The 18,276-nt window shown below is 62.9% G+C and carries 19 protein-coding genes and 1 riboswitch; of the genes, 8 read left to right on the forward strand and 11 right to left on the reverse strand.

The annotated features are described in order from the left end of the window. Positions 1–3: 3 nt before the first annotated feature. Complete coding sequence (cobW, locus tag QQJ98_RS07610) at positions 4–1,038, reverse strand: cobalamin biosynthesis protein CobW (RefSeq protein WP_284324751.1); 1,035 nt, start codon at positions 1,036–1,038, stop codon at positions 4–6. Then, positions 1,031–1,408 carry a DUF1636 domain-containing protein gene (locus QQJ98_RS07615; protein WP_284324752.1) on the reverse strand — a complete coding sequence of 126 codons (378 nt, stop codon included), beginning with the start codon at positions 1,406–1,408 and terminating at the stop codon, positions 1,031–1,033. The genes cobW and QQJ98_RS07615 overlap by 8 nt, the downstream gene beginning before the upstream one ends. 85 nt (positions 1,409–1,493) lie before the next feature. Continuing rightward, positions 1,494–1,692, reverse strand: a riboswitch (cobalamin riboswitch). Between the two features lie 39 nt (positions 1,693–1,731). On the opposite strand from QQJ98_RS07615, the gene cobO reads away from it, so the two are divergent. Beyond that, complete coding sequence (cobO, locus tag QQJ98_RS07620; protein WP_284324753.1) at positions 1,732–2,391, forward strand: cob(I)yrinic acid a,c-diamide adenosyltransferase; 660 nt, start codon at positions 1,732–1,734, stop codon at positions 2,389–2,391. 305 nt (positions 2,392–2,696) lie between these two features. Continuing rightward, positions 2,697–4,142: a cobyric acid synthase gene (locus tag QQJ98_RS07625; protein WP_284324754.1), complete on the forward strand. Its 1,446-nt coding sequence runs from the start codon at positions 2,697–2,699 to the stop codon at positions 4,140–4,142. A 93-nt stretch (positions 4,143–4,235) separates the two neighbouring features. On the opposite strand, the gene bluB is transcribed toward QQJ98_RS07625, so the two are convergent. Genes bluB through QQJ98_RS07650 form a run of 5 tightly spaced genes read right to left on the reverse strand, consistent with a single transcriptional unit; the run spans position 4,236 to position 8,182 of the window. Further along, complete coding sequence (gene bluB, locus QQJ98_RS07630) at positions 4,236–4,859, reverse strand: 5,6-dimethylbenzimidazole synthase (protein WP_284324755.1); 624 nt, start codon at positions 4,857–4,859, stop codon at positions 4,236–4,238. Beyond that, on the reverse strand, positions 4,859–5,818 hold the full coding sequence (gene cobD / locus QQJ98_RS07635) for a threonine-phosphate decarboxylase CobD (RefSeq protein WP_284324756.1): 960 nt from the start codon (positions 5,816–5,818) through the stop codon (positions 4,859–4,861). Before cobD ends, bluB begins: the two co-directional genes overlap by 1 nt. Before the next feature lie 8 nt (positions 5,819–5,826). Next, the gene (cbiB, locus tag QQJ98_RS07640) at positions 5,827–6,768 is read right to left on the reverse strand and encodes an adenosylcobinamide-phosphate synthase CbiB (protein WP_284324757.1); all 942 of its coding nucleotides are present in this window, start codon (positions 6,766–6,768) and stop codon (positions 5,827–5,829) included. Next, a complete protein-coding gene (locus QQJ98_RS07645) occupies positions 6,765–7,586 on the reverse strand; it encodes a propanediol utilization protein (protein ID WP_284324758.1) in 822 nt (273 codons plus the stop codon). Before QQJ98_RS07645 ends, cbiB begins: the two co-directional genes overlap by 4 nt. After that, positions 7,583–8,182, reverse strand: coding sequence for a histidine phosphatase family protein (locus tag QQJ98_RS07650; protein WP_284324759.1), 600 nt, complete (start codon positions 8,180–8,182; stop codon positions 7,583–7,585). The genes QQJ98_RS07645 and QQJ98_RS07650 overlap by 4 nt, the downstream gene beginning before the upstream one ends. A 67-nt stretch (positions 8,183–8,249) precedes the next feature. Here QQJ98_RS07650 and cobU point away from each other — a divergent pair, with 67 nt between their 5' ends. Genes cobU through QQJ98_RS07665 form a run of 3 tightly spaced genes read left to right on the forward strand, consistent with a single transcriptional unit; the run spans position 8,250 to position 10,527 of the window. Next, on the forward strand, positions 8,250–8,756 hold the full coding sequence (gene cobU / locus QQJ98_RS07655) for a bifunctional adenosylcobinamide kinase/adenosylcobinamide-phosphate guanylyltransferase (protein ID WP_284324760.1): 507 nt from the start codon (positions 8,250–8,252) through the stop codon (positions 8,754–8,756). Further along, the gene (gene cobT, locus QQJ98_RS07660) at positions 8,753–9,775 is read left to right on the forward strand and encodes a nicotinate-nucleotide--dimethylbenzimidazole phosphoribosyltransferase (protein WP_284324761.1); all 1,023 of its coding nucleotides are present in this window, start codon (positions 8,753–8,755) and stop codon (positions 9,773–9,775) included. Before cobU ends, cobT begins: the two co-directional genes overlap by 4 nt. Further along, the gene (locus QQJ98_RS07665) at positions 9,772–10,527 is read left to right on the forward strand and encodes an adenosylcobinamide-GDP ribazoletransferase (RefSeq protein ID WP_284324762.1); all 756 of its coding nucleotides are present in this window, start codon (positions 9,772–9,774) and stop codon (positions 10,525–10,527) included. The genes cobT and QQJ98_RS07665 overlap by 4 nt, the downstream gene beginning before the upstream one ends. A 61-nt stretch (positions 10,528–10,588) precedes the next feature. Here QQJ98_RS07665 and gltX read toward each other — a convergent pair whose 3' ends face one another. Continuing rightward, positions 10,589–11,923, reverse strand: coding sequence for a glutamate--tRNA ligase (gene gltX, locus QQJ98_RS07670; protein ID WP_284324763.1), 1,335 nt, complete (start codon positions 11,921–11,923; stop codon positions 10,589–10,591). A 95-nt stretch (positions 11,924–12,018) separates the two neighbouring features. Here gltX and QQJ98_RS07675 point away from each other — a divergent pair, with 95 nt between their 5' ends. Then, positions 12,019–12,444 (forward strand): metallopeptidase family protein, encoded by a 426-nt coding sequence (locus QQJ98_RS07675; protein ID WP_284324764.1) that lies wholly within the window; start codon positions 12,019–12,021, stop codon positions 12,442–12,444. A gap of 102 nt (positions 12,445–12,546) precedes the next feature. Beyond that, on the forward strand, positions 12,547–13,119 hold the full coding sequence (locus tag QQJ98_RS07680; RefSeq protein ID WP_284324765.1) for a hypothetical protein: 573 nt from the start codon (positions 12,547–12,549) through the stop codon (positions 13,117–13,119). 213 nt (positions 13,120–13,332) lie between these two features. Here the strand turns inward: QQJ98_RS07680 and QQJ98_RS07685 are convergent, their stop codons facing one another. Next, entirely contained in the window at positions 13,333–13,644 is a 312-nt protein-coding gene (locus tag QQJ98_RS07685; protein ID WP_284324766.1) for a YnfA family protein, read from the reverse strand. Then, on the reverse strand, positions 13,644–15,302 hold the full coding sequence (locus QQJ98_RS07690) for an NAD+ synthase (protein WP_284324767.1): 1,659 nt from the start codon (positions 15,300–15,302) through the stop codon (positions 13,644–13,646). The genes QQJ98_RS07685 and QQJ98_RS07690 overlap by 1 nt, the downstream gene beginning before the upstream one ends. 154 nt (positions 15,303–15,456) lie before the next feature. Between QQJ98_RS07690 and QQJ98_RS07695 the strand changes: the two genes are divergently transcribed. Further along, entirely contained in the window at positions 15,457–16,968 is a 1,512-nt protein-coding gene (locus tag QQJ98_RS07695) for a 2-isopropylmalate synthase (RefSeq protein ID WP_284324768.1), read from the forward strand. A 39-nt stretch (positions 16,969–17,007) separates the two neighbouring features. On the opposite strand, the gene QQJ98_RS07700 is transcribed toward QQJ98_RS07695, so the two are convergent. Beyond that, on the reverse strand, positions 17,008–17,649 hold the full coding sequence (locus QQJ98_RS07700; RefSeq protein WP_284324769.1) for an SDR family NAD(P)-dependent oxidoreductase: 642 nt from the start codon (positions 17,647–17,649) through the stop codon (positions 17,008–17,010). Between the last annotated feature and the right edge of the window lie 627 nt (positions 17,650–18,276).

Here is an 18,276-nt window from a genome sequence, read left to right on the forward strand (position 1 = left end):
GGATCAGGCCCCCAGAACCGAGCGGATTGCGGCCAGATCAATGTCGTGATGCTCGGCAATCACCACCAGTTGCCCCTGACGCGGGGACGCGCCCCACGGACGGTCAAACTGATGCCGCACCCGCGCGCCCACCGCCTGCACTAGCAGGCGCATCGGCTTGCCAGTGACGGCGACATAACCTTTGACACGCAGGATGTGCTGTTCTTCGGCAAGGCGCTGGATGGCGGCAACCAGCGCGTCAATGTCGCTGATCTCCGGCAGATCAATCACCACGGTGTCGAAGTCGTCATGCTCGTGGTCATCATGGCCATCGTGATGCGACGGGCGCGCGGCCAGATCATCCTCGGCGCGGGCGTTCAGGCCAAGGATCAGCGCCGGATCAATGATGCCTTCCGACATCGACAGGATCGGGATGGGACGCGGAGATTCAGCGGTGATCACCGCGCGCGCCGCAGCCAGACCAGCCTCGCCCGCGAGATCGGCTTTTGACATCAGGATAATGTCGGCACAGGCAATCTGATCCTCGAACACTTCCGAAAGCGGAGTTTCATGATCGAGCGACGGATCAGCCATGCGCTGCGCATCCACGGCCTCGACATTTGGGGCGAAACGGCCAGCAGCAACCGCCTCGGCATCTGCCAAGGCAATCACGCCATCGACAGTGATTTTAGAGCGGATCGCGGGCCAGTCGAACGCCTTGAGCAACGGCTTCGGCAAGGCAAGACCCGAAGTTTCAATGATGATGTGATCGGGGCGCACGGGCAAAGCCATCAGCGCCTCAATCGTTGGGATGAAATCATCGGCGACCGTGCAGCAGATGCAGCCATTGGCGAGTTCAACGATGTTTTCCACCGGGCAATTGTCATCGGCGCAAGATTTCAGAATGTCGCCATCGACGCCAACAGTGCCAAATTCATTGACCAGAATCGCCAAGCGCTTGCCTTGCGGATTTTGCATCAGATGCCGGATCAGCGTGGTTTTTCCAGCACCCAGAAAGCCGGTGATCACAGTGACGGGGATTTTTGACAGATCAGACATTGGGAGCCTCCAAAGGGGGAATAATTGGCGGGATTCTGGCAAGACTTTGCTTGCGGAAAATCACCGGGCGCGACCGCCACGGCACGATGCCATCCGGGGCATCGTGATAGGCAGCGGCCCCGAGTAGAATATCGGCGGCGTCAGCCTCGGTCAGACGACCGTAGACATAAGACCAACGGCCCGGCGCGGAAAGTGCCACTGCGGCACCGGAATTGCAGGCCGACAGACATTCGACACCGACGATGCGCAGACCTGTGGGCACCTCGCCTGCAAGCAAAGCCGCATGCAGGCGCGCGCCCAGAACGGGCTGGCCGTCGCCCAGAATCTCGCCGGCCTTACAGGTGGTGCAGACATGCAGCGTTACAGTCATCAGCCTATCCATGCTTGGCACTGGGATGGCCAGAAAAGCACGGCCAAGGGCCTTGCCTGCTGGTCGCGAAACACCCCGTTCGCCCGTTCAGTCACATGCGCTGGCAGGTCTCCCGGCTTGCGGATCCGGGGCTTCCCCCACGGCGGCCCGCCTTCCCGGATTGCTCCAGTGGCCTCGGGCAACCTCTCCGGTCACGGTCGCGGGGGCGGCAGCTTTCGGGGTCGCCCCCTTTCACATTCCCTCTTCGCCTGTCATAAACAGGAACCAGCGCAGCCCACCTCATGGCACAACCGCGCCCCTTGTCAAGCAACGGAAAACACCCGATGGCCGACGCAGAGCTTCCCGTGATCACCCCCCCATCTGATACCGACCTATTGGGTGACGAAAACGCCCGCCACGCGCGGAAAATGGCCAAGAAGAAGGCCGCACGCGACAAGATCATGGCGGGTAAGGCGGGCGATAAGGGCCTGCTGATCGTGCATACCGGCGCGGGCAAGGGCAAATCCTCTAGCGGATTCGGCATGATTCTGCGCTGTATCGCGCATGAGATGCCCTGCGCCGTGGTGCAATTCATCAAAGGCGCATGGGATACCGGCGAGCGGCGCATCATCGAGACGCATTTCCCCGACCTGTGCGAATTTCATGCGATGGGCGAAGGTTTCACCTGGGAAACCCAAGACCGCGCCCGCGATATAGCGATGGCGCAAAAGGGCTGGGAGAAGGCGAAAGAGCTGATCCGCGACCCCGATAACCGGCTGGTGTTGCTGGATGAAATCAACATCGCCCTGCGCTACGATTATCTCGACATCGCCGAGGTGCTGGCGTTTCTGGCCGCCGAAAAGCCCCCGCTGACCCATGTGGTGATGACCGGGCGCAACGCCAAGCCCGAGTTGATCGAGGCCGCCGATTTGGTCACCGAAATGACGCTGATCAAGCATCCGTTCCGCTCCGGCATCAAGGCGCAGCCGGGGGTGGAGTTTTGACGCGGTGCGCTGGTTGAGGCGTTGCTTGGGGGCCAGCCCCCCGGCTTGTGCTTTCCGTTGGAAAACACAAGCTAACCCCCGGAGTATTTTTCCCAGTATGAAAGCAACGAAGTGTTAACCTTTCTCTGCCAGAAAGATCAGGCGGTACAGGGGGGAGCCCCGATGACCGCCCAGTGTGAAAGCGCAGCGCCTCTTGCGCGAAATCGATCTGAGGCGCTGCGCCCATTTGGGGCTTTCATACTGGAAGAAAATACTCCCGCCGGAGGCTTCCGAACTGCCAACCCACACGCCGTTGGAGACCTGCAATGAAGGCCCTGATGATCCAGGGCGCGGGCTCGAATGTCGGTAAATCGCTGTTGGTGGCGGGTTTGTGCCGCGCCGCGCGCCTGCGGGGACTGTCGGTCGCCCCCTTCAAGCCGCAGAACATGTCCAACAACGCAGCGGTGACGGCGGATGGCGGCGAGATTGGCCGTGCGCAGGCGCTGCAGGCTTTGGCCTGCGGGCTGGAGCCGCACACCGATATGAACCCGGTGTTGTTGAAGCCGGAATCCGAGACAGGCAGTCAGGTCGTGGTGCAGGGCAAGCGCGTGGCCACGGTGCGCGCGCGCGATTATGCCGCGTTGAAGCCCAGCCTGATGGCCCCGGTGCTCGACAGTTTTAACCGTTTGAAAGTGCAGCATGATCTGGTGATCGTCGAAGGTGCGGGCTCGCCTGCCGAGGTCAATCTGCGCGCCGGGGACATTGCCAATATGGGCTTTGCCCGCGCCGCCGATTGCCCGGTGATCCTGACGGGTGACATTGATCGCGGCGGGGTGATTGCGCAGATTGTGGGCACGCAGGCGGTGCTGGATCCAGCCGACAATGCGATGATCGCGGGGTTTCTGATCAACAAGTTTCGCGGTGATCCGCGGTTGTTTGACGATGGCTATCAGTTGATCGCGGCCCGCACCGGCTGGCGCGGCTTTGGCGTGGTGCCGTTTTTTGCGGACGCCAGCAAACTGCCCGCCGAGGATGCGCTGGATTTGCCGAAAGGCACCATGCGCGCGGGCTATAAGATCGCGGCGCTGACCCTGTCGCGCATCGCCAATTTCGACGATCTTGATCCTTTGGCGCAGGAAGCTGGCGTCAGTTTGCAGATGATCCGCGCGGGCGAGGTGATTGCTGGCGACACCGATCTGGTGATCATCCCGGGCAGCAAATCCACCCGGGGCGATCTGGCTTTTCTGCGCGCCCAAGGCTGGGACGTTGATCTTGCCGCACATCTGCGTCGGGGCGGGCGGGTGTTGGGGATTTGCGGCGGCTATCAGATGCTTGGTCAGATCGTGCGCGACCCCGATGGCATCGAAGGCCCGGCGGGGGAGACCATGGGGCTCGGCGCGCTGGCCGTCGAAACCGAGATGACCGCCGACAAGCGCCTGACCCGCACCGAGGCCGTGCATGCCGCGACCGGGCTTGCGATGCAGGGCTATGAGATTCACATTGGCCGCACCGACGGCCCCGACCGCGCCCGGCCCTTTGCCTATGTCGATGGCCACCCCGAGGGCGCCGTTTCGGCCGATGGGCGCGTGATGGGCAGCTATCTGCACGGCATGTTCTCCAATGACGCCTTTCGCGCGGGCTTTCTGCGCCAGATCGGCGCTGCCGCGTCGGGGCTGAACTACGCGGCGGGGGTGGATGCGACGCTTGACGCCTTGGCCGCGCATCTGGAAGCGCATGTTGATGTTACGGGTCTGCTCGGCTTGGCGCGGTGATCGCCGCAGTCCCACGCCGCCCCGGACTTGATCCGGGGCCTCACCTTACCCCACGAGGCCCCGGATCATGTCCGGGGCGGCTTGGCGCAGATATCAGCGCCGCAGCCATTCGGTTTCAGTGTTTTCCTGCCAGCCCGCGCGGTGCAAGAGCGGCGTGTCATCCATGAACTCGGGGTGGCCGATGCAGAGGTAGGCGGCAAATTCCCAGCCCTGCGGCACATCCAGCAAAGCCTCGATATCATGCGGCTCTAGGATCGAGACCATGCCCAGACCCAGATTTTCGGCCCGCGCCGCCAGCCACAACGTATAGATTGCCATCGCCGTAGATTGGCGCAGCGTTTCGGGCAGGGTTTGGCGGCCAAGGCCGTGGCCTGCGTCTGGGTTAACCACGTTGAACACCGCCAACTGTATTGGTGCCATCTCTAGCCCCGCCAGTTTCAGCGCCAGATATTCGGCATGCTTGTCGCCAGAGTAAAGTTTGGCGGCCTCGGCGTTGCAGCGGTTGAAGTTGGCGCGGACGCCCGCGCGCAAGTCCGTATCGTCGACACGGATCACCCGCCAAGGCCGCGCATTGCCAACCGAGGGCGCACAATCCATCGTTGCCCGCAGGCGTTCCAGCGCTGCCTCATCGACCGGGTCCGGGCGGAAGTGGCGCACGTCGCGCCGCCAGCGCAGAATACTGAGCAAGGTGGCGGATTCGTCTGGGGTGAACTGCATTACGCCTCCATCGCGCGGCCAAGCCGCGCCCATTCGTCGGGGCTTCCCGGCAGGCCCAATCGCAGCCAACGGTTCGAATAGGGAAAGATCCTGCTCCATATCTGCTGCTTTGCTAGCCGGATTTGTGCGGATTCTGCATCTGGCGTTTCATAGCTGCGGAACAATTCGCAGCCACCGACCAGTTGCCACCCCAAACGCGCGGCCATCGCGTCAAGCTCTGCAGCCTCGGTTTGCAGCCGCCGCACGGTGGCTTCGGCCCAAGCGGTATCTGCCAGAGCGACTGCGCCAATCCGCAAGGCAGCGCCGTTGACGGGCCAAGGACCGGACATCTCGGCCAGCGCGCGGATGTCTTCGGTGCAGCCAATCACAAAGCCTAATCTGACCCCGGCGAGGCCGTAGAATTTGCCGAAGGAGCGTAGGATCAGCAGGCCGGGTTGCCCCGCTTGCGGCGCAAGTGACAGCGCGGGCTGGGCGTCGGCGAAGCTTTCATCGACCACCAACCGCCCGACCTGCCCTGCCAAAGCCAGCAGATCGGCGGGGGCATAGCTGCGGCCATCGGGGTTGTTTGGGTTAACCACAATCGCCAGATCGGCGCCTGCGAGTTGGCCGAACTGGCTGACCTGTTCCACTTTCCAGCCTGCCGCGCGCAGGCTGGCGGCATGCTCGTTATAGGTCGGCCCCAACACGCGGGCGCGGCCCGGTTTGGCCAGATGCGGGATCATCTGGATCGCCGCCTGCGCGCCTGCTACGGCCAGCATCGGGGCGGTGCAATGATAGGTTTTCGCGGCGACATCCAGCAGCGCTTGCTTGGCGGTTTGGGTCGGCAGCATGGTCCAATCTTCGGGCTGCAAGGGCGGCACCGGATAGGCCACCCGGTTGATCCCCGTGGAAAGGTCAATCCAATCCTTGCCGCCAAAGCGGGCGATTGCGCCGTCTATATTTCCGCCATGATCGCGCATCTGCCCCCTCAGACCAGCGCCAAAGCCAGCAGCGCTGCGCCCAGCACAAACATCGCGCGCAGATAAAGCGCAAGACCCCGTTGCAGATCGGCGGCGTTTGGATCGGGGGCACCTGCGTTGACCCAAGGCTCGTCCGCGATATGGCCTTCATAGACGCGCGGGCCGGAAAGCCGCACGCCAAGGCCTGCGGCCATCGCGGCCTCGGGCCAGCCTGCGTTGGGCGAGCGGTGTAGTCCCGCGTCGCGCCACATCACCTGCAACGCGCGGCTGGGGGCGGTTGAGACAGCCGCGAACACCAGCCCGGTCAGCCGCGCGGGAATCAGATTGACCAGATCATCAATGCGGGCCGAGGCCCAGCCAAAGGCGTTAAAGCGCGGCGTGCGGTGGCCGATCATCGAGTCCAGCGTGTTGATCGCCTTGTAAGCGGCGATGCCGGGCAGCCCAAAGATCGCGCCCCAGAACAGAGGTGCAACGATGCCATCCGACGTGTTCTCGGCAAGCGATTCCATCGCGGCACGGGCGACGCCTGCCTGATCCAGCACCGCCGTATTGCGGCCAACGATCATCGAGACCTCAAAGCGGGCTTTGAGCAGGTCGTTGACTTGCAACGGAGAAACCACGGCGGCCACATGGGTGTACATGGACCGCAGCGCAAGGAAGGGCCAAGCGAGGATGCCGCCGATCAGGATGCCCAACCAGCCCGCGGGCAGCAGGTTTTGCAGGGCGCAGGTTGCGGCGGTGGTAAGGCCGACCACAATCAGGGCGGTGGCAACTCCGGCAATGCGGCGGGCTGGGTCGGGGGCTGCGTCGTGGTTCAGGCGGATGTCGAGCCAGCGGATCAGCGCGCCGATCCATGTCACCGGATGGCCGATCACCGCGTAAAGCTGGGAGGGCCAACCAATTGCGGCATCGAGGGCCATGGCGACCAGCATCATTGCGGCAAAACTCATCTGCCCCCTCCGGCATGAAACTGCACCACGCCGCGAAAGCCTGCGGCGTGCAGGGCGGCGGCGGCGTCTGGTGGCACCTTGCCCGGCGCGAAGATCAGCCCGCGCGCGGCCCCTGTATGGGCAATGACATAGCCCAAAGCGCCAAGATCGACCGCCAGCGACGCGGTGGGATCGGTTTGCGCCGCACGATGCGTCAGGGTGCGTTGGGCGGAAAGGCTCGACAGGGCTGCGGCTTTGGTGAGATCGCCCGCACTGGCGGCAGCGTGCCACTGCGGGACCAGATCGGCGATGTCTGGGAAATCTGTGTCACTCGGGTCGGTGCGGCGGGGCGGGCCATAAAAGCCACCAATCACCTCCATCACTGGGGGCGGTGGCAGGGTGGCGACGATCTCGCCCTGCCGCGAGGCCCACAAAGTTTGCGCCGGGTTGGGCAGCATCAACGGGTCAGACGCGCCTTCCACTGCGATGCAGGCGCGGGCCAGATCCATCGGATCGCCCTGCCAGCCTGCCAGATGTGCCAAGGCCACCAATGCGGCGGTTGAGACGCCAGCACCACCGCCGGGGGGCATTTCGGCTTGGAAATCTAGCGTCCCTTGCAGCGAAAGCTTCAACAGGTTCAGCAGGGTATCGGCACGCGCGCGCGGCATGATCGGCGCGCTGGCATCGGTCAGCGTCAGGCCCTGCCCCGCAGTCAAAGTCGCGCTGACGCCCAAGATCGCGCAGGGCAATGTCAGCAGGGCCAGCGGGCCATTGCGGCCAATGCGGCCCTGCAACAGCTCGCCAAAATGGCCTGCGATGCGGACACTGCGCGGGATCATCGCCGCATCCGGTTGACGCCTGCGATGGAAAACGCCCCACCCGGCAGAGCGATGAGACTGGTCAGCGACACAGGCGCGATTTGGAAGCGCAGCCCCTGTTCGGGTGCCGCCAAAGCCAGCCCCAAAGCCGCGCGGATCACCCCGGCATGGGCGACGATCACCACGCGGCCGCCCAACTTTATGGCGTCTTGCAACGCAGGCGTGCAACGCGCCGAAAGGTCGAGGAAACTTTCACCCTGCGGCGGGCGATGCGCTGCCAGATCAGCAGGGGACAGCGGCCCAAGGTCGGGCAGATCGCTGTAGGGAACGCCCTCCCATGCGCCGAAATCCTGCTCCCACAACCGGGGGTCTTGCACCGGACTGGCATCGGGCCACAGGGTTGCGGCGGTCTGCACACAGCGCAGTGCCGGGCTGATCAGGATATGATCCGCCTGCCCGATCGCACCACGCAACGCGGCAAAGGCCAAAGCATTGCTGCAATCGGCGGCGACATCGCGGCGTCCTGCCATGCGACCCTCGGTGACAGCCGGAGCATGACGGATCAGCAGCAGTTCGGTCGCAGGATCAGGGCTGTCTGTCGGGGCATTGGCGGGCACGGTCGCATTTCTCCTTTCGCGCTGGCCCTGTTTCTGCTTTGACATCGGCCAAGGGGCAAGGGGCGTTATGCACAAAACCATTCTGATCACGGGCGGCGCGCGCTCTGGCAAAAGCCGGATCGCCGAAGGCATGACCCTGCAGATGGGCCAGCCCGCGCATTACATCGCCACAGCCGAGGCTTGGGATGATGAAATGCGCGCCCGCATTGCCGAGCATCAGGCCCGGCGCGGCCCCGAATGGATCACCCATGCCGCCCCTTTGGATGTGATGGGCGCGCTGGCCGCCACCGATGGCAAAGGCCCGCGTCTGGTCGATTGTCTGACACTGTGGCTGACCAATCTGATGTTGGGCAATCACGATTGGCGCGCAGCCGGGCAGGAATTGCGGGCCGCTTTGCCGCGTCAATCCAGCCCGGTGGTGTTTGTCAGCAATGAAGTCGGCATGGGGATCGTGCCGGAAAATGCCTTGGCTCGCGCGTTTCGCGATGCGGCAGGCACCCTGAACCAATGGATCGCAGCCGAAGCCGATGAGGTGATCTTCGCCGTCTCGGGCCTGCCAATGAAGGTGAAATGATGAAATTTACTGCGCTTTCCGCCATTGCTGATCTGGCGAAAACCTTGCCGCAAGCGGATCAAGCTGCCTCTGACGCCGCCTTTGCGCGACAAAACCGCCTGACAAAGCCGCTGGGCTCACTGGGGCGGCTGGAAGAGTTGGCGCTGTTTATGGCAAGCTGGCGCGGGTTGGCGCAACCGACAATCACCAAAGCACAAGCCATTGTCTTTGCAGGAAATCACGGGATTTGCGCACAAGGCGTCAACCCGTATCCGCAGGAAGTGACGGCGCAGATGGTCGGCAATTTTCAGGCCGGGGGGGCTGCGATCAACCAACTGTGCCGCGCCAATGGTGCTGATCTGTCGGTGGTAGCCTTGGAATTGGACCGCCCCACCGCTGATTTCACCGCAGGCCCCGCAATGACCGAGGCTGAGACTTTGGCCGCGATGCAGACCGGCGCGGATGCGGTGGATGTGGCGGCGGATGTGCTGATTTTGGGTGAGATGGGGATTGGCAACTCCACCGTGGCGGCGGCGATGACCTCGGCGTTGTTTGGCGGTGCGGTGGCGGATTGGGTCGGGCCGGGCACAGGCGCGGACAGTGACGGCATCAAGCGCAAGATCGCCGCGATTGAAAAGGGCCTTGCGCGGCACGATGGGCTTTCGGCAATGGGCGTTCTGGCGGCTTTGGGCGGACGCGAACAGGCGGCGATTTGCGGCGCGGTACTGGCGGCACGGGCGGCGCGGATCCCGGTTATTCTGGATGGCTTTATCTGCACGGCGGCGGCCTCTGCGCTTTATGCGGCGGATCCTGCCCTGCTGGATCACTGCCTTGTCGGCCATTGCAGCGCCGAGCCGGGGCATCGCAAGCTGCTGGCCAGCCTGAACAAACGCGCGGTGCTGAATTTTGACATGCGGCTTGGCGAAGGCTCGGGTGCCGCTTTGGCCTTGGGCATCCTGCGCGCGGCGTTGGAGTGTCACAACGGAATGGCGACCTTTGGCGAAGCGGGCGTGTCTGAATCGGAAGCCTCGGGGGCATGACCCCCGCCCGCGCTCGTCTGGCCGAGGTGCAGCTGGCGGTGATGCTGCTGACCCGCTTGCCCGCCGGACGCATGGCCAAAGCCCCGCCGATTGGCGCGGCCGCTTGGGCGTTTCCGGTGGCGGGCGCGCTGGTGGGTGGCATTTCGGCGGTGGTTTTGTGGGCGGCGCTGGCGGTTGGGGTTGCCCCGGCGCTGGCAGCTGGGCTGGCTTTGGCGGCAGGCCTTCTGGCCACGGGCGGGCTGCATGAAGACGGCCTCGCCGATTGTGCCGATGGCTTTGGCGGCGGGCGCGACCGTGCGCGCAAGCTGGAGATCATGCGCGACAGCCGGATCGGCAGCTATGGCGGGCTGGCGCTGATCCTGTCGCTGGGGTTGCGCTGGCAAGGGGCGGCGCTGCTGGCGGCGCACAGCCCGAAACTGGCCGTTATCGTCTTGATCGCGCTGGCAATTTCCAGTCGTGCCGGGATGGCCTTTGCGCTGCTATGGATGCCAGCGGCGCGGGCGGATGGGATGGGCAAATCGGCGGCGGGGACGAGTTTAATCCGCGCTTTGGTCGGTCTGGTTTTGGCCGCTGTGGCGCTGGGGGCCTTGCTTGGGCCGCAGACGGCTGGTTTGATACTGGGTGCTCAGATCGTGGTGCAATTTGCCTTCGCCCGCATCGCGTTGCGCCAGATTGGCGGGCAAAGCGGGGATGTTCTGGGCGCGATGCAGCAACTGGCCGAAATTGCGGGATGGCTGGCGCTGGCGCGCTGAGCAGGCCAAGGCCGGGGGCTAGCCCCCGGACCCCCAGATTATTTAAGCCAATGTGAAAGCATTAGAGGCTTGGGCGTTTTTGCAGCAAAGGCATCACATCGGCCATCTCTGGCCCTGCATCCAGCCCCGTGATGGCACGGCGCAGCGGGCGGAACAGAGTTTTGCCCTTGCGCCCGGTTGCGTCTTTGACAGCCGAGGTCCATTCGCCCCACGTCGCGGTTGTCCACGGACCTTCGGGCAGCAAATCAAAGGCTTGGGCGACAAATTCGCGATCTTCGTCATCGACCAGCGGCGTCGCCCCATCGCGGAACAGCACCCACCAGCCTTCGAGATCGGCCAGAACGGTGATATTGGCTTTGGCGACGTTCCAGAATGCCTCGGCCTTGTCGGCGGGCACCCCGAGGCTTGCGATTTTTTCGGCCACATTGACCAAAGGCAGCGATTGAACATGCGCGCGGGTCAGCGGGAACAAATCTTCCGCGTCGAATTTCGTCGGCGACGCACCAAAGCTGCCGATGTCAAACCCGTCGATCAGGTCTTGCATCGACGAGGCCAGCTCGACCGGTTTCGACGAGCCCAGCCGCGCCATCAGCGACAGCAGGGCCATTGGCTCTACCCCGCGCGCGCGCAGGTCACGCAGCGACAGGGTGCCTAGGCGTTTCGACAGCTCTTCGCCAGCAGCCCCGGTCAGCAACGAATGGTGCGCGAAGTTCGGCGGCGTGCCACCCATCGCCTGCATGATCTGGATTTGCGTTGCGGTGTTGGTGACGTGATCCGCGCCGCGCACGATGAAACTGACGCCCATATCAATGTCATCCACCGACGAGGCGAAGGTATACAGGATCTGGCCATCGGCCCGGATCAGCACCGGATCAGACACCGAAGCGGCATCAATCGAGATCGGTCCCAAAATGCCATCAGGCCATTCAATGCGCTGTTGATCCAGCAGAAAACGCCAATATCCCGCACGGCCCTCGGCCCGCGCCTTGGCCTTGTCTTCATCCGAAAGATGCAGCGAGGCGCGGTCATAGACCGGCGGCTTGTGCATGTTCAGCTGCTTTTTCCGCTTCAGATCCAGCTCGACCGGCGATTCAAAACACTCATAAAACCGCCCCGCCGCGCGCAGCTGATCGGCTGCTTCGTGGTAGCGATCAAAGCGCAGCGATTGTTTTTCGACCCGGTCCCAATGCAGGCCCAGCCAGTCCAGATCGGTCTTGATGCCGTCCGCATATTCCTGTTTGGAGCGTTCCTGATCGGTGTCATCCAACCGCAGAATGAACGTGCCGCCCGATTTGGCCGCAATCAGATAGTTCATCAGCGCCGTGCGCAAATTGCCGACATGGATATATCCGGTGGGCGACGGGGCAAAACGGGTGATAGTGGGGCGATCGGTCATGGCGGCTCTCCTGCAACCGCCCTTCCCTGTCATATGGGCTGCGGTTTGTCCAGTTATCGCCTTGCAGCTTTGGCGCGCAAAGCTAGTCTGTCGCCATGACCACGCTGCATGACACCCAGACCGCCGCAAGTTTCACCGCTCCTGATGCCGCGCAGATCGAGGCGCTTGCTTATACGGCGATTGCGGCACTGCCGCTGCCCTACCGCGATGCCGCATTGCAGATCGCGCTGCGGATTGAGGACTTTGCCAGTGATGCCATGCTGGCCGAACTGGGATGCGAAAGCCCGTTCGAGCTGACCGGGCTTTACGATGGCATTCCGCTGACCGAAAAATCGGTGGCCGATCAGGTGCTGCAGCCCGACATGATCTGGCTGTTCCGCCGCCCGATCCTGGATGAATGGATCGAGCGCGGCACCGTAACTTTGGCCGAACTGGTGACGCATGTGCTGGTGCATGAGCTCGCGCATCATTTCGGCTGGAGCGATGCCGAAATTGCTGCGATTGATCGCTGGTGGGAATAGCGCTTGCGGTTTCCCCCTGCTTGTCACTTGGACAGCGCGCGAAAACCTTTCTATCATGCCGCCAGCAAGCGATGATTTTATCAAGCCTTACGGAGTTTCCTGATGTTGAAAACCTTTGCTCTTGCCGTTGTTGCCAGCAGTTTTGCACTGGCGGCGCTTGCGGGTCCGATCGTCGATAAGGCCACCGAGATTGAAAGCCTGATGGCGGCGCAGGACAATACCGGCGCGATGGATGCCGCCGATGCGCTGATGACGACCGTGTGGGAAGCCAACACCGCCATCGGCATCCGCGAGGCGGTTCTGGTCACGGAACCCGCCGCGGGCATTGGCATCTACAACCCGCGCGCGGATGAGAAATACAAGGTCGGCACGCCGATTCTGATCTATGCCGAGCCTTTCGGCTATGGCTACGGATCGGGCGGGGATGGGCTCTATACCATTGGTTTTGCCGTTGATCTGAAGGTGATGACCGAGGCTGGCGAGGTTCTGGGCGAGATCCCATCGGTCGCGGATATGGCACTGACCTCGCGGCACAAGCTGCGCGAGTTTCAGGCCAATCTGACCTATACTTTGGATGGCATCGCGCCGGGCCGCTATGTGCTGGAAACCACGCTGCGGGACAAGAATTCTGAAAAATCGGGCAGCTTTCAGAACACTATCGAGATTATCGAATAATCTGCACGGTTAATCTGCAACGGTCATTCGCGCAGAGCGGCAAAGCGCGCCAAGCCCGCTTTGGGTATTTCACATTGGCACAAATACTCCCGCCGGAGGCATCCTGCATGGGCCATGGGATGCCTCCGGTGGGAGTATTTCAAAAAGAGCAGTTCCAAGCGGCCCCGGCTGTTACGCACTGGAGCTTAGACGGGGGGCCTTAGACGAGTGGCATCAGCCGCGCGGCGCAAACAGGATCAGCGCCGCACCAGCCAAGGCAAGCGCTGCGCCGGAAAGGTCGGCCCAATCCGGGCGGCTGCCCTCAACCAGCCACAGCCACAACAACGAGGCCGCAATATAAACCCCGCCATAGGCCGCATAAGAGCGCCCAGCGTAGGTGCTGGGGGCCAGCGCCAGCAAATAGGCAAACCCCGCCAAAGCCAGCGCAGCGGGGAGCAGCCAAAGCACGGACGCGCCGCGCCACCAACTGAACACCGCAAAGCAGCCGGCAATTTCCAGTGCGGCGGCAAGGGCGTACAGCGGCATCAGCTGGGATCGCGCCAGCGGTTGGCGATTGGATAGCGGCGGTCTCCGGCGAAGGCGCGTTTGGTCAGGCGGGTGCCGGGGGCGGATTGGAAGCGTTTGTATTCGCTGATGTAAACCAGATGTTCGACCTTTTTCACCGTGGATCGATCAAAGCCTTTGGCGACCAGTTCGGCCACAGAGAGGTCTTGGTCAATCAGGCCTTCAAGGATCGCGTCCAGCACCGGATAGGGCGGCAGGCTGTCTTCGTCTTTTTGATCGGGGCGCAATTCGGCGCTTGGTGGCTTGTCGATGACACGCGGCGGGATCACCTCGCCTGCGGGGGCCAGCATCCAGGCGCAGTGATTGCTGTTGCGCCAGCGGCAGGTTTCAAACACGCGGGTTTTATACAGGTCTTTCAGCGGGTTATAGCCGCCGTTCATATCGCCATAGATCGTGCAATAGCCGACAGCAACTTCGGATTTGTTGCCGGTGGTCAGCAGCATCTCGCCAAATTTGTTCGACATCGCCATCAACAGCACGCCGCGCAGGCGGGATTGGATGTTCTCCTCGGTGAGCCCCGGTGCGGTGCCTGCGAACAGATCGCCCAGCGCTGCGCCCACCGCATCCTGCGGCCCGGTGATCGCCACCGTATCCAGCCGACAACCCAAAGCTGCGGCAACCTGCGTTGCATCATCCAGCGAGTGTTGCGACGTATAGCGCGACGGCAGCATCACGCAGCGCACGTTTTCTGGCCCAATCGCATCGGCAGCAATCGCGGCGACAATCGCGGAATCAATGCCGCCCGACAGCCCCAGCAGCACTTTTTTGAAGCCGGTCTTGCCCAGATAATCCTTCAGCGACATCACCATGGCGCGGTAATCGGCCTCATACGACATCGGCATCTTTTCCATGATACCGGGAAGCGCGCGCCATCCCTCTGGTGTCTCATGAAAATCAATATGCGTCACACAGGCGTCAAATTGCGGCAGTTGCGCCATCAGCGCGCCGCCGGGGTTCAGCACGAAGGACGCCCCGTCAAACACCTGATCATCCTGCCCGCCGATCATGTTCAGATACACCAGCGGCAACCCGGTCTCGACCACCCGCGCCACCATCAGATTGGTGCGCACCGATGGCTTGCCGCGATGATAGGGCGAGCCATTCGGCACCAGCAAAATCTGTGCACCAGTCTCGGCCAAAGTCTCGCACACCTCGGCGTGCCAAGCGTCTTCACAAATCGGCGAGCCAATGCGCAGCGGCCCGACCCGATACGGCCCCTGCGGTGCAGCTGATGCAAACACCCGCTTTTCATCGAACACATCACTGTTGGGCAATTCGTGCTTCAGCACGGTTGCGGCAATGCGCCCGTGTTCAAGGATGTAATAGGCGTTATACAGCAAGCCATCGCGCAGGCAGGGCGCCCCCACCCCCAGCGCCGGGCCATCCACGATCCGCGCGGCCAAAGCCTCGACCGCCTGCACCGCATCCGCGACAAAGCCCGGTTTCAGCACCAGATCCTGCGTCTGATAGCCGGTTACGAACATTTCGGTCAGCGCCACCATCTGCGCGCCTGCAGCACGGCCCTGCACCCAAGCGTCATAAGCCAGCGCGCAATTCGCCTCTATCGCGCCCAGTGTCGGGTTCAGCTGGGCCAAGGTCAGGCGGAAAGTCGCGGCCATCATATGCTCCGGGTTAGGATATTTGCGGTTCTAGCAGGTTCGCGGCCAAGCGAAAGGCCAACTGGGCCAAGCTTTGCCGATCCACGCGGGCGCATGGCTTGTCAGCAGGCCACCCACAGGTCTAGGGTGCGGCGCGACAGCAAGGGTGAGTGCGATGCGGAAAACAGGCTTGGCAGCGGTGATCTTGATGGCAATGGCAACGGCGGCCACAGCTCAAGCTCAGGGCGAGGTGATCAGCAAGCAATATGACGATGGCTCTGTCTATGAGGGCACCTTTGTCAACGGCCTGCAAGATGGCACCGGCACCTACAAACTGCCAAACGGCTATGAATACAGCGGCGAATGGGTCAGCGGTGAAATCCGTGGCACTGGCATCGCCCGCTATCCCAATGGCTCGGTCTATGAAGGGCGCTTTGCGGCGGGCAAACCCGAGGGCAAGGGCAAGATCACCTTTGCCGACGGTGGCACCTATGAGGGCGACTGGCGCGGCGGCAAGATGACCGGGCAAGGCCGGGCCACCTATGCCAATGGCTCGGTCTATGTCGGCGCTTTCAGCGATGGCAAACATGACGGCACCGGCAAGCTGACCGATGCCAATGGCTACAGCTATGCCGGGCATTGGCAGATGGGCGAAAAGCAGGGCGAGGGCGTGATCCGCTATCCCGATGGCACCACCTACACCGGCACTTTGGTGAAAGGCGCGCGTCAGGGCACAGGCACGCTGACCATGCCCAACAAGCTGGTCTATGTCGGGGCATGGAAATCGGGGCAGATCAACGGTTTGGGCAAACTGACCCAGCCGAATGGCGATGTCTATGAGGGCGATTTCGTCGATGGCCTGCGGGTTGGCAAGGGCACCGAGACCTATGCCAACGGCGATGTCTATAAAGGCGGCTTCAAGGCCGACAAACGCGACGGCAAAGGCAATTTCACCGCCAAGGATGGCAGCAGCTATGTCGGCGACTGGGTGGCCGGCCAGATGCAGGGTCAGGGCGTGATGATCTATGCGGACAAATCCAGCTATCAGGGCGGCTTTACCGCCGATCAGCCGGATGGCAAGGGCAAGATCACCTATGCCGACGGCTCCAGCTATGACGGCGATTGGCTGAAAGGCGCGATCACCGGCCAAGGCACCGCCACCTATGCCAATGGCTCGACCTATACCGGGGCCTTGGTTGGCGAAAAGCCCGATGGCATCGGCACCATGACCTTTGCCGATGGCTTTCGCTATGAAGGCGGGTGGAAGGCCGGGGTGCGCGAAGGCGTCGGCACCGCGACATGGGCCGATGGCACCGTCTACAAGGGCAATTTCAAAGCCGGTTTGCGCGATGGCAAGGGCAGTTTGACGCAACCCGATGGCTTCAGCTACACGGGCGATTGGCTGGCCGGGGCGATGCAGGGTCAGGGCAGCGCCACCTATCCGTCGGGCGACAGCTATTCCGGCGGCTTTATTGCGGGCAAACGCGAAGGCGCGGGCAAGCTGACCTATAAGGGCGGCGAGATTTCAGAAGGCATCTGGAAGGCGGGCGTGTTGACCGGACCCTTGCCTGCGGGCACGCCTGCCCCAGCGGCACAACCCGTGGCCCCCGCAAGCCCTGCCGCTCCGGCAGCGCCAACCGCTCCGGCAGAGGGTGCAGGCGAGACTGTGGCACCGAGCAATCCATAACGCCGAGCGTGATTGCGGCCTGCTTGGCTCAAGCCGCGATCACCACACCACAGCCTTGCCCGCATAATCATAAAACCCACCCGATTGTGCAGGCGAAAGCGCTTCCAGCACCGTGATCAACCGGTCTGCCGCCACAGCGGGCGCGTCCTTTGTTCCCGGATAGCCTGCGGTAAAATCAGTGGCTACAGTGCCGGGATGCAGCGCCGCCAACACTGCCAAAGGATGGCTGCGCGCAAGCTCGATGGCCGCCGTATGCACGATCTGGTTCAGCGCCGCCTTTGCCGCACGGTAGCTGTACCACCCACCCAAGGCATTATCGCCGATCGAGCCCACCCGTGCCGACAGCACCCCGACCCGCACCGCACGATCACGGGGCAGCAGCGGCAGCAGATGTTTCAGCACCAAGGCAGGGCCCACCGCATTGACCGCAAACTGCGCCAACATCGCCTGTGCCGTCAGCACTTTCAGCGATTTTTCCGGCACGCCCAAAGCCCCGGTGGCAATCAACACCCGATCAAACTGCCCTGACAGACGCCCCAGCGCTGCGGCCACCGCCGCCTCATCCGTCACATCCAGCCCATCGCCCGCACGCGACAGCCCCACCACCTCACAGCGCGCAGCCCAAGCCGCCGCCACCGCCGCGCCAATTCCGCCCGAAGCCCCAATCACCAACGCCCGCATCACATGCCCCCATCACACCCCGCCGCAAGCCGCACAGCTAGCACGCAATCCACGCCCGGCCACGGCGCACCCCAAAATACCCATCAGACCCAAGCCCAGACCGACACAACGCATTGCACCCACAAAACTCAAAGCGCGCGCCATCCTTGCCCGCATCAGGTTAACGAAATAGGAATCAGAAAAATCAACCCATTGAAATAAATGGATTTCCAAGTTTTTCCACGCGTGGACAAACCCAAACCCCCCGCCCAAACCCACGGCCGCCACAGCCCCAACAGCGATGATTTGCTCTTTTCAAAATACTCCGCGCGGAGCGTCCCCCCTCCCCAAGCCGCGCCATGGCCCGCAATCCATATCCCGGCAGCGCCGCCGCTGGGCCCTCGATGGGCCCAAGCGGCGGCACCACTTTTTCATCACACCCCCCTTCCCTTCCAACAAATCCGCCGTATAGTCGCCGCCATGACACGGGAAACCATCATTGCCTCGACCCACGCCGCGCCCATTTCCGGCGCGCCGCTTTCCCGTGGCCTGCTGCTTCTTACCCGCTTCTGAGCGTGCCCTTGGGTGCGACCGCTCGGAAGTGATCAGCGCCCAAAGCAAGTAGCAACAAAATCCAAGGAACTCGCC

The organism is Cypionkella aquatica, from assembly GCF_030161095.1.
Taxonomy (GTDB): Bacteria; Pseudomonadota; Alphaproteobacteria; order Rhodobacterales; family Rhodobacteraceae; genus Cypionkella; species Cypionkella aquatica.

Coding starts and splice junctions, on each gene's coding strand:
- QQJ98_RS07690 (WP_284324767.1), bottom strand. CDS start 15,302: ATGGCCGCGACTTTCCGCCTGACCTTGGCCCAGCTGAACCCGACACTG.
- bluB (WP_284324755.1), bottom strand. CDS start 4,859: ATGCAGTTCACCCCAGACGAATCCGCCACCTTGCTCAGTATTCTGCGC.
- QQJ98_RS07680 (WP_284324765.1), top strand. CDS start 12,547: ATGTTGAAAACCTTTGCTCTTGCCGTTGTTGCCAGCAGTTTTGCACTG.
- gltX (WP_284324763.1), bottom strand. CDS start 11,923: ATGACCGATCGCCCCACTATCACCCGTTTTGCCCCGTCGCCCACCGGA.
- cbiB (WP_284324757.1), bottom strand. CDS start 6,768: ATGAGTTTTGCCGCAATGATGCTGGTCGCCATGGCCCTCGATGCCGCA.
- cobT (WP_284324761.1), top strand. CDS start 8,753: ATGATGAAATTTACTGCGCTTTCCGCCATTGCTGATCTGGCGAAAACC.
- QQJ98_RS07685 (WP_284324766.1), bottom strand. CDS start 13,644: ATGCCGCTGTACGCCCTTGCCGCCGCACTGGAAATTGCCGGCTGCTTT.
- QQJ98_RS07675 (WP_284324764.1), top strand. CDS start 12,019: ATGACCACGCTGCATGACACCCAGACCGCCGCAAGTTTCACCGCTCCT.
- cobO (WP_284324753.1), top strand. CDS start 1,732: ATGGCCGACGCAGAGCTTCCCGTGATCACCCCCCCATCTGATACCGAC.
- cobD (WP_284324756.1), bottom strand. CDS start 5,818: ATGCGCGATCATGGCGGAAATATAGACGGCGCAATCGCCCGCTTTGGC.
- QQJ98_RS07695 (WP_284324768.1), top strand. CDS start 15,457: ATGCGGAAAACAGGCTTGGCAGCGGTGATCTTGATGGCAATGGCAACG.
- cobU (WP_284324760.1), top strand. CDS start 8,250: ATGCACAAAACCATTCTGATCACGGGCGGCGCGCGCTCTGGCAAAAGC.
- QQJ98_RS07645 (WP_284324758.1), bottom strand. CDS start 7,586: ATGATCCCGCGCAGTGTCCGCATCGCAGGCCATTTTGGCGAGCTGTTG.
- QQJ98_RS07615 (WP_284324752.1), bottom strand. CDS start 1,408: ATGACTGTAACGCTGCATGTCTGCACCACCTGTAAGGCCGGCGAGATT.
- QQJ98_RS07665 (WP_284324762.1), top strand. CDS start 9,772: ATGACCCCCGCCCGCGCTCGTCTGGCCGAGGTGCAGCTGGCGGTGATG.
- QQJ98_RS07625 (WP_284324754.1), top strand. CDS start 2,697: ATGAAGGCCCTGATGATCCAGGGCGCGGGCTCGAATGTCGGTAAATCG.
- cobW (WP_284324751.1), bottom strand. CDS start 1,038: ATGTCTGATCTGTCAAAAATCCCCGTCACTGTGATCACCGGCTTTCTG.
- QQJ98_RS07700 (WP_284324769.1), bottom strand. CDS start 17,649: ATGCGGGCGTTGGTGATTGGGGCTTCGGGCGGAATTGGCGCGGCGGTG.